Here is a 9,071-nt window from a genome sequence, read left to right on the forward strand (position 1 = left end):
GTAATAGGTTCTTTTAGATACTCGTTAAACAATCGTATTTACAACGGTATGAAAACTTTATTTGAGCCTTTTTCTGTTGTTCCGCAAACCATTATTGCCTATTTTATCTTGTATAGTGTATTATGGATGCCACTTGATGGGTTTCATACACCTTTTTGGAAACGTGCCATATTTGAAACTTTCATTCTAGTAATGATTGCCATCCCGAATTTGAGCCTTCAGGTCGCCAATGAAATGAGGCTAATCGAGAAAGAATCTTTTATCGAAGCATCAAGAACACTTGGCGCGGGTAAAACCCGTATCTTTTTTAAACATATTGTCCCTCATGTGTATGAAAAGTGGATTTTATTATTTGGGCAGCAATTTATTCAATCCTTACAGCTTCTTGCACATCTTGGATTTATGAAGCTTTTTTTTGGAGGGACTCATTATGGTGATCTAGATACACCTCCACGAACGATTTCCTATGAATGGTCTGGTGTTATTGGCAGTGATATCAGTTATCTTTATACACAGTCCTGGATTGTTCTTGTACCAATCGGCTTCTTTATCATTACCGCCATCTGTGTTGCTTTGATTAATTCTTCTTTTTCTGCCTTTTTTAAAAGCAAGGCAATTAATCAGACTAGAAAAATAAATGAATCCTAAGGGTGGGGAAGAGATGCTGCGGAAAGTGATTATGGTTACGGATACGGAAGAAAGTGTAAAAAATGCAATAAGGGAAATCCTAAAATCGAAAAATAAGGGTCACGAATATGCGCTTGATTTAACAAGAATTAAGGATAAGGAACGAAAAACAGAGATTATGAAAAAGTTAACGAGATTTTAAGCACATGGAAAAACTTTATAGCAAGTCGGCCCTGCCATCATTGCTGCTATTAAAGTCAATAAGCCTTGAATAAAATTTCCAGTTTTAGAAAGCATATGTATAATGCATATGTTTTTTTGTTCTCCGTGTATGAGTAAAGAGGAACAGAAACACAATATTCGGAGGTTTATCATGGATGCAGGAAATTTCCTTACATCAATCCATATACATATTTTTATCGTTATCAGCTATGCTTGTAATCATTTTATTGGTTACTGCCATGTTTGTTCGAAAAGTTTCCCGGCAGTCCGAGCAACTTCAACTCAATGAACAATATTACAAATCATTGTTCGATCAAAATCCAGATGTCATCATTACCTTTGATTTAGAAGGAAAATTAATAAGTGCCAATCGAGCAGTGTTACTGTTCGGTTTCACGATTTCAGATATAATGAATAAACCTTTTACTGCGTTTCTAGTTCCTAATGATATTGAACGAACAAATTCTCATTTTAAGCAGGCAGTCATGGGTCTTGCTACTACATATGAGTGTTCAATATATGATAAGGAAGGGAATCAGCGAGATGTTAAGGCTACAAATATACCGATTATTATCAAAGATAAAGTGATTGGTGTCTACGGAATCATTAAAGAAATTACCGAGCAAAAAAAAGCACAAAAAAATCTTATGGAAGCCGAAGCAAAATACAGAAGTTTAGTTGAAAATTCATTAGTAGGAGTTTATATTTTTCAAAATGAGAAATTAGTTTATGTTAATCCACGGATTTGTGAAATGACCGGTTACGATGAAAAAGAGCTCTTGTCACTAAACTTAGCGCAGGTAATTTATCCTGAAGACCTGCCGATTGTAACTGAAAATATAATTAAATTATTTTCGAATGAAGTGTCAACAATTACAAACCAATATCGAGTAATCCGAAAAGATAAAAGGGTGATAACCTTAGAAATTTATGGATCAAGCATCGATTATCATGGGAAAACGGCAATCATCGGAACGGTTATTGATGTTTCGGAAAGAATAAAAACCGAAAAAATGATAAAGCATATGGCCTATCATGATCAATTAACCGGGCTCCCAAACAGATACCTGTTAAGGGAGAAACTCGACGGCCTAGTAAAACGTTCAAAAGAACGTCATGAAAATTTTACGTTGCTGTTTTTGGATTTGGACAGGTTTAAACCCGTAAATGATACGTTTGGGCATGAAATAGGTGACAAATTACTCATTGAAATTGCAACTAAACTCAAAGATCTAGTTGATCAAAACGATATTATCTCCAGGTATGGCGGTGATGAATTTACGGTTCTGCTTTCTAATTCAAATGTTCAAAGAGCCCGTGAAGTTGCTCAATCCATCCTAGTCCATTTATCTGAACCATTTTATCAAAGTCACAATGAGATTTTTGTAACACCTAGTATCGGGATTAGTATGTTTCCTGAACATGGTGAAACCTTTGATACATTAATAAAAAATGCTGACTTAGCGATGTATTTTGCAAAAAGCCTCGGAAAGAATAATTATCAATTTTTTACAGAAGATTTAAAAGAAAAATTTCATCATGAATTAGAAGTAGAAGGCCATCTGCGTAAGGCATTAGAAAGAAAACCGGTTTCCTCTGCGACAGGTATGAATTCCGCAGGAGTAATAAATCCTTTTTGGGGATGATTCCAACGAAGCAATGCTTCTGCTCCAATCAATTGATTGCTTTCAAGGTTCCAACAAAAGTGTATGGAAGCCCAAGGGTTATTTTAGTAAACCGCTAACTGTGAAAGCGTTTGAAAAAAACTTAATGGAAAAAAGTAAAATTAACTAAATCCAGAACATTAGAACATATGCGAAAAGCATATGTTTTTTTGTTTTTTATATTAGTGATATAGCCAGAGGTTTAAGCAAAACAGATAAAAAAACACCAAGAATCCGCCTATTTTTCACTTTGTCCATATCGACTCTAACTTATCTTCATATAATTACAAGAAAACTATTTTAACTGGAGTTGAGGTGTCCTAATGAGTGAGAATGTGTTAGTGATTGCCGCTCATCCTGATGATGAGATTCTTGGGAGCGGCGGAACCATTAAGAAGTTAATTAATCATGGCTATAAGGTAATTACTGTTATTGCTGTTAAGGGACGTAAGGAAGAGGAGCATCGGATTCAGCCATTAATGCTGGAGGCAAACAGACAATTAGGAGTGGAAGAGGTGCTATTTTTGGAATACCCCAATCTTCGATTGGAGACCATACCTCTTGTTGAAATCAACAAATCTATCGAAGGGCTTTTGGACAAATATGCTCCTTCAATGATTTTCACCCATCATTATGGTGACACCAACAAGGACCACCAAATTTTGTTCCAGGCAGTGTTAACAGCAGCCCGGCCATTGCCTGGAAAAAAACCGGTTGAGATTCTTTGTTTTGAAACGGTTTCTTCCAGTGAATGGAGCCAACATACAAATGATAAAGAATTTAAACCCAATTATTTTGTTGATATTACAGATACCATCGACGACAAGCTCAAATCTCTTCACCATTATGATGTAGAAATGAGACCCTTCCCACATCCACGTTCCTATGACGGAGTGAAATACTTAGCGCGCGTCAGAGGAATGACGGTTGGGGTCGAGTACGCGGAAGCTTTTGAAATCATTAGGAGGGTATGGAAATGACAGATTATCCTCCTAATGACCACACTTTTTTACCGACCCTTTTTCCTTATTTAATCTCTGCAATGGATCAATATTATGGGGTCAATGAGCCTTATGGAGAAGAATATGAGATAGAAAGGTGGTGGCCAATCGAATCACCAGTACTACAAAACAAAAAATTGAAGATATTAATCACAACGTTTTGGGAATATCCAATGATTGGTGGCCTGCAGAACTATATCACTTCACTCAAAACTGGCTTGGAAAATTTAGGACATAGTGTTGATGTAATCGCACTAAACTCTTTTCAGTCAGAGGAAATGAAGGCATTACGCGATCGATCTTCTGATGAATTCAAGCAATTTTTTCTCAATCGTTATGGCAGCTATAATAAAAAAATTCTACACAATATCAGCAAGCTATACAGTTATTATACGATGCTAAAAAATATTAATCTGGCAGAATACGATATTATCCACGCACAAGATCGATATACAGCTAATGTAATAGGGATCCTAAACCAATCCTTTCAAATACCTCTTCTTTTTACACCTCACGGATTTATGACCCAAAACAGATTAAAGTTTAACTTGATGGAAAAAGGATCGGTTGAGGAAAGCTATTTTTCCGCCATTGATAAACAAGCCATTAAAAATGCCTTTCAAGTAATCGTCCTTTGTGATGTCTTTCGCCCAATTCTAATAAATTTAGGCACGGAGGAAAATAAAATAACCACTGTTTATACTGGGATAGATTTTGGTGGAAGGAATAATCAGAAGAAAAGTAAAAAAAGCCAACGCAACACGGTAATTACCTGTGTCTCACGCCTACGCCCCCGCAAAGGACATGAGTATTTATTTAAAGCTCTTGCACTTATTAAAGACAATCTGAAAAATGTTGAAGTGAGGATTGTAGGTGATGGTGAGATGAGAAGCACGCTTGAGAAGCAGGTTAGTGAGTTGAAGTTAAAAAACGTTTCCTTTTTAGGAAGCAGAGAAGACATACCTAAATTGTTAAGCGAATCAGATATTTTTGTTCTTCCAACCACAAGTGATACGCTGCCAATCTCATTAATCGAGGCAATGTTTACCAATCAGGCTATTCTTACGACGAATTGTGGCGGCATTCCGGAAATCATTAAAGATAACTACTCAGGATTTGTAGTTGAACCAGCTAATCCAAAGCAACTTGCAGAAAAGTTATTACTCCTGTTACGAAATCAATCATTAAGGAAAGAACTAGCAAGTAATGCCCATGAATTTGCACAACAACATTTAACCGTTAATAAAATGGTTCAGAAAATTGAAAAAATCTATCAATCATTATTATGAAAGGAGGAAAAAGCAATGCGACATGATGTTCCTGCCGTTGTTCTTGATCTAAGTGCAACCGGGATAGGGATTGTGAGGAGTCTAGCGAAAAAAGGGATAAAGGTATATGCCTTTGATACGAAAGGAAAATATGAAATCGGAAAAACTCGGTTTGCCACTTGTGGAATTTGTCCAAATCCAGTCAGTGAGGCGCCTGCATTAATTCTATTACTTACCAGAATGGCACAAAAGTTTGGACAAAAGGCCGTCCTGTATGCGGGGTCAGATGACTTTGTTCAGTTTATTTCAAAAAACAGATTTGTCCTTTCACACTACTATCGGTTTATATTACCTAAACACACATTGGTCGAAGCCGTATTAGATAAAAGATTAACGTATGAATTGGCCCTGAAATCAAATGTGCCATGCCCCAAAACATTCGCTATAAATAACGAAGAACAGTTTGAGCAAATCATCCATCAAATTACCTTCCCTTGTATATTAAAACCAGTTTATTCTTCTCATTTCCGCTCAAATATCGATCATCGACTTTATAAGAAAGCCATTGTAGTAGAACAGCCTTCCCAATTGAGAGAAGAGTACCTTTTTTATCGGCCATTCGGTGAACTAATGATCCAGGAAGTCATCCCTGGTGATGAGGATTGTATTTATTCCGTCAAAACATTTTTTGACGAAAAGATGAATTTAATTGGCTTGTGGATGAACCAAAAATTACATCAATTTCCTCCTCATTTTGGATCCACTGCTCTTGCCCTTAGTATTAGGGACGAAGAAGTCATTCAACTCGCTACTACCTTTCTAAAAGATATTCAATTCAAAGGTTTGGCTATTGCCGAATTTAAACGGGACCCAAGAGATGGGAAATTGAAATTTATCGAAATCAATTCAAGAATAGGTTTAACTCAAGCGTTATCGAGTGCTTGTGGGGTCAATTTGGCCTACTTGTATTATTTATCCCTTACCGGGCAAAATCCAACACCAGTGACAGAGCAGAAAGAAGGGGTCAAATGGGTTTACTTTGTCCGTGATTTTCTTTCCTTTCGCCAAAAACAAAAAGCTGGGGAAATGAAATTATTTGAGTGGATAAAGAGCTTATCTGGAAAAAAGGTTGAGGCACTATTTGCTTGGAATGACCCCATGCCATTTGTTCGTAGCTTTGTATCCCATTTGCGAAATTTATGGGGGAGACAGTAAGAAATGACAATATTGGGAGGGAACTTTCTGTTTGAATAGTTTAGAAGAGATCATTAGATGTTGGAAGCAATTTGATTGGGAAAAAAAGCTTAATAATGTTCTTGGTAAAAAAGTAAAATTGGTCGAAGAAAGAATAGAATGTCTCAAAAATTCACGGGAAAAGACAAGTATTTGGAAGTTGGTACTTTCAGATGGACAGGACATCATTCCGATTGTGCTTAAAATATACAAACTGCCATTGAAAGAAAATCACAGGCTGGAAATCAATATGTATCAAAAAGCCTATAAGATATACCATGAGTTTATGCCAAAATTGTATTGGCTTGAACCGAAGGTAAATGGTAATGAAACATGGATGTTTACTGAATGTTTGCGGCCCCTGCGAGGACAAATAAAATTAACTCCCGAGCATTTAGAACGAATTATCCCAATGGTAGCAAAATTTCATGCTATTACGTTTGAACAACGATTTTTGCAGCATGCAAATCTATTTGACTCCTCTCTGCCTTATTTTGATTCTGAAGAGAAGATGAAGGAACGAACGAAAGGAGTCAAAAAAGCACAAGAGAGCCTGGAATTGGCAATGAAAGATCCTAATTTACGAGAATTGGTGGAACCAAGGTATAAAATGATCAAACGTATTTTAAAAAAGGGTCCTGTTTTTTTTCCTGAAATTACTGAAGGTGGTCAATGTCTTATCCATGGAGACCTTCATGTACACAATATTTGCTGTGAAAATGCGAATGTTGAAAATGAGAATTGGAAAGTGTCTCTAATTGATTGGGAATCAGCAAAGCATTATCCATGTTGGTATGATTTGGTCGTTTTGGTTGAATTACTAATAGATTTTCGCTCAGATTGGCAGAAGAGGGAAGAAGAGATTCGGAGGAAATGTGTTCAGGTTTATTGCCAGGAAATGCAGAAATATGGGATAACCTTCAATGAAGATCCACTCAACCTGCTTAAAAAGGCCTATTTACAAAGAACACTAGAAAAAAAGCTTTCTAGTCACTTGCAAAAAGTGCTGGATGGAGGAAAAAGCTCACTTCTTAAGAGATACCTTGAGAAAATTGAGGTTTGGGGAAAAGAACTAGGATTATAGTAGTGGAACAACTAATGTCTAAAACCATTAAAGGAGTTTTTTTTGAATGGAAAAGATTGGACGTTCTTCTTTAAGAATTAAAAATGATGGTTGTGAGTCTGGATGAAGGTACTCGTGACTGGTGGAGCTGGTTTTATTGGTTCCCATGTTGTTGATTTATTAATTCAATCTGGGTATGAACCGATTGTTGTGGATAATTTAGTGTCAGGTAATAGAGAATTTGTCCAACCCAATGTTCGTTTTATTAATATGGATATCTGTTCTCCACAAATAGAGACTGTATTTGTAAGGGAAAAACCAGATGTTGTGATCCATTTGGCAGCACAAGTGGATGTTGCCTTTTCCGTACAAAATCCAGTCGATGATGCTAACCAAAATATTCTTGGCACGATTCGTTTATTAGACTGCTGCCATAAGTTTAATGTTCAAAAATTCATATTTGCATCTTCATGTGCCGTATATGGGATAAAAGATGAATGTAGTATAAAGGAAACATTCTCCATTCAGCCTCAATCCTTTTATGGGATCAGCAAATATTCTTCAGAACTGTACATTCAGACATTTAGTCAACTTTTTCAACTTCCTTACACAATCCTTAGATATGCGAATGTTTACGGCCCGCGCCAATCATCTAAAGGAGAAGGTGGAGTCATCTCGATATTTTTTAAAAAGATGCTAAAAGGTGAATCGCCATATATATTTGGAGACGGAGAACAAACGAGAGATTTTGTGTATGTGAAAGATGTCGCGTATGCCAATATAATGTCCATTGAAAAGGGGACAAATGGAATTTTCAATATCGGCACTAATTCTAAGACAAGTATAAACGATCTATTTCAGGAAGTTAAATCACTCACATCTACCAATATATCGCCCATCGTGATGCCTGAACGAAAAGGGGATATTCGGTATAGTCGATTGGATAATACCAGTGCTGTGAATCTTTTGTCTTGGAAACCGATCTTTGATTTGCAAACAGGATTAAACGAAACTTTAAAATATTATAAAGGGACATAAAATCCAAGAAAATAAATAGTAGGATAGATATAGAAGGAGATTAGATATGAAAGATTTTTATAAAATCATAGCGAAAAATAATGGTAAAGTAACAATTCAAGACTTAAGCGGTTATAAAATGATTGGGAAAGGTGCAGATGGATCAATTTTCCAATTGACACCTGAGACGTGTGTCAAAGTATATGTGAATGAAGATAACCAAAAAAAGGAACTAAACGCACTGCAAATAGGACAATCGAGTTCTGTTATTCCCCGACTTTATGAGTATGGTTCTAATTATATCGTGATGGAGTTTGTGAATGGAGGTAATCTTAAAGCTTACTTGAAAAAGGAGAAACAACTTCCTGAATCAATTGTAAAAAAGATTTTATTCATGTTAGATGAATTAAAAAAGATTGGTTTTGCTAGACTGGACACTGAGGTCCGCCATATTTTTTTTAATGAACGTGAAGAAATAAAAGTGATCGATCACAAAAGGGCTTTGTATACAGTAAGGTCTGTCCCAACTAAAATGTTTACAGGATTAAAAAAACTCGGTTATTTGGAAGAATTTTTAGCACATGTTAAGAGGATCAATCCTTCCTTATATGAGGAATGGAAAAACCTTAAGATTGAATAATAAGGTAATCTATTAAAAATTAAAGATTTGCAAAGGGGCAGTGGTTTATGCATTTAATCACTGCTCTTATTTTTTGAAAAAAATTTCACCTTGAATTTAAAGTAAAGGACATGTTATTATGTAAAAGTTCTCTTCGAACGAGTTAAATATTTTAATTGAAAAATATGTTGACTTATTTGTGAGAATTATAGTATGATAATTTTTGTCGCTTCTTTATGATGAGACTTTGTCCTTTGTTCTTTGAAAACTAAACAAACAAAATCGTGCAAACAAACAATAACTTTTAGTTTCGATTACGAAACTAAGCCAACGTAACAAAATGAGCTAATCAACTTT

9 protein-coding genes and 1 pseudogene are annotated in these 9,071 nt (G+C 35.8%); 9 read left to right on the forward strand and 1 reads right to left on the reverse strand.

Translation table 11 applies throughout. The annotated features are described in order from the left end of the window. From V7137_RS24435 to V7137_RS24445, 3 genes are all read left to right on the forward strand, one after another. On the forward strand, positions 1-648 hold a 648-nt coding region (locus V7137_RS24435), incomplete at its 5' end, for an ABC transporter permease subunit (RefSeq protein ID WP_335700478.1). A 13-nt stretch (positions 649-661) separates the two neighbouring features. Continuing rightward, positions 662-829 (forward strand): hypothetical protein, encoded by a 168-nt coding sequence (locus tag V7137_RS24440; RefSeq protein ID WP_218351339.1) that lies wholly within the window; start codon positions 662-664, stop codon positions 827-829. Between the two features lie 259 nt (positions 830-1,088). After that, positions 1,089-2,495: a sensor domain-containing protein gene (locus tag V7137_RS24445; protein WP_420490173.1), complete on the forward strand. Its 1,407-nt coding sequence runs from the start codon at positions 1,089-1,091 to the stop codon at positions 2,493-2,495. On the opposite strand, the pseudogene V7137_RS30785 reads toward V7137_RS24445, so the two are convergent. Then, a pseudogene (locus V7137_RS30785) lies at positions 2,480-2,527 on the reverse strand (hypothetical protein); the annotation flags it as partial. The gene V7137_RS24445 and the pseudogene V7137_RS30785 sit on opposite strands and share 16 nt — an antisense overlap. Positions 2,528-2,836: 309 nt before the next feature. Here V7137_RS30785 and V7137_RS24450 point away from each other — a divergent pair. The 6 genes from V7137_RS24450 to V7137_RS24475 all read left to right on the forward strand — a co-directional run bounded on the left by V7137_RS24450 (position 2,837) and on the right by V7137_RS24475 (position 8,735). Further along, positions 2,837-3,493 carry a PIG-L deacetylase family protein gene (locus tag V7137_RS24450; protein ID WP_335700480.1) on the forward strand — a complete coding sequence of 219 codons (657 nt, stop codon included), beginning with the start codon at positions 2,837-2,839 and terminating at the stop codon, positions 3,491-3,493. Next, positions 3,490-4,803: a glycosyltransferase family 4 protein gene (locus tag V7137_RS24455; RefSeq protein ID WP_335700481.1), complete on the forward strand. Its 1,314-nt coding sequence runs from the start codon at positions 3,490-3,492 to the stop codon at positions 4,801-4,803. Before V7137_RS24450 ends, V7137_RS24455 begins: the two co-directional genes overlap by 4 nt. Before the next feature lie 15 nt (positions 4,804-4,818). Beyond that, positions 4,819-5,997 (forward strand): carboxylate--amine ligase, encoded by a 1,179-nt coding sequence (locus tag V7137_RS24460; protein ID WP_335700482.1) that lies wholly within the window; start codon positions 4,819-4,821, stop codon positions 5,995-5,997. A gap of 31 nt (positions 5,998-6,028) precedes the next feature. Beyond that, positions 6,029-7,099, forward strand: coding sequence for a phosphotransferase (locus V7137_RS24465; RefSeq protein WP_335700483.1), 1,071 nt, complete (start codon positions 6,029-6,031; stop codon positions 7,097-7,099). A gap of 102 nt (positions 7,100-7,201) precedes the next feature. Next, entirely contained in the window at positions 7,202-8,116 is a 915-nt protein-coding gene (locus tag V7137_RS24470) for an NAD-dependent epimerase/dehydratase family protein (protein WP_335700484.1), read from the forward strand. Between the two features lie 46 nt (positions 8,117-8,162). Further along, the gene (locus V7137_RS24475; protein ID WP_335700485.1) at positions 8,163-8,735 is read left to right on the forward strand and encodes a kinase; all 573 of its coding nucleotides are present in this window, start codon (positions 8,163-8,165) and stop codon (positions 8,733-8,735) included. Positions 8,736-9,071 lie beyond the last annotated feature (336 nt).

The sequence above is a fragment of the Neobacillus drentensis genome, assembly GCF_036962765.1.
GTDB classification, from domain to species: Bacteria; Bacillota; Bacilli; order Bacillales; family Cytobacillaceae; genus Neobacillus; species Neobacillus drentensis_C.

What these genes read in the sequence shown, in the direction of transcription:
- V7137_RS24440 (WP_218351339.1), top strand. Translation starts at nt 662, where the DNA reads ATGCTGCGGAAAGTGATTATGGTTACGGATACGGAAGAAAGTGTAAAA.
- V7137_RS24445 (WP_420490173.1), top strand. Translation starts at nt 1,089, where the DNA reads ATGTTTGTTCGAAAAGTTTCCCGGCAGTCCGAGCAACTTCAACTCAAT.
- V7137_RS24450 (WP_335700480.1), top strand. Translation starts at nt 2,837, where the DNA reads ATGAGTGAGAATGTGTTAGTGATTGCCGCTCATCCTGATGATGAGATT.
- V7137_RS24455 (WP_335700481.1), top strand. Translation starts at nt 3,490, where the DNA reads ATGACAGATTATCCTCCTAATGACCACACTTTTTTACCGACCCTTTTT.
- V7137_RS24460 (WP_335700482.1), top strand. Translation starts at nt 4,819, where the DNA reads ATGCGACATGATGTTCCTGCCGTTGTTCTTGATCTAAGTGCAACCGGG.
- V7137_RS24470 (WP_335700484.1), top strand. Translation starts at nt 7,202, where the DNA reads ATGAAGGTACTCGTGACTGGTGGAGCTGGTTTTATTGGTTCCCATGTT.
- V7137_RS24475 (WP_335700485.1), top strand. Translation starts at nt 8,163, where the DNA reads ATGAAAGATTTTTATAAAATCATAGCGAAAAATAATGGTAAAGTAACA.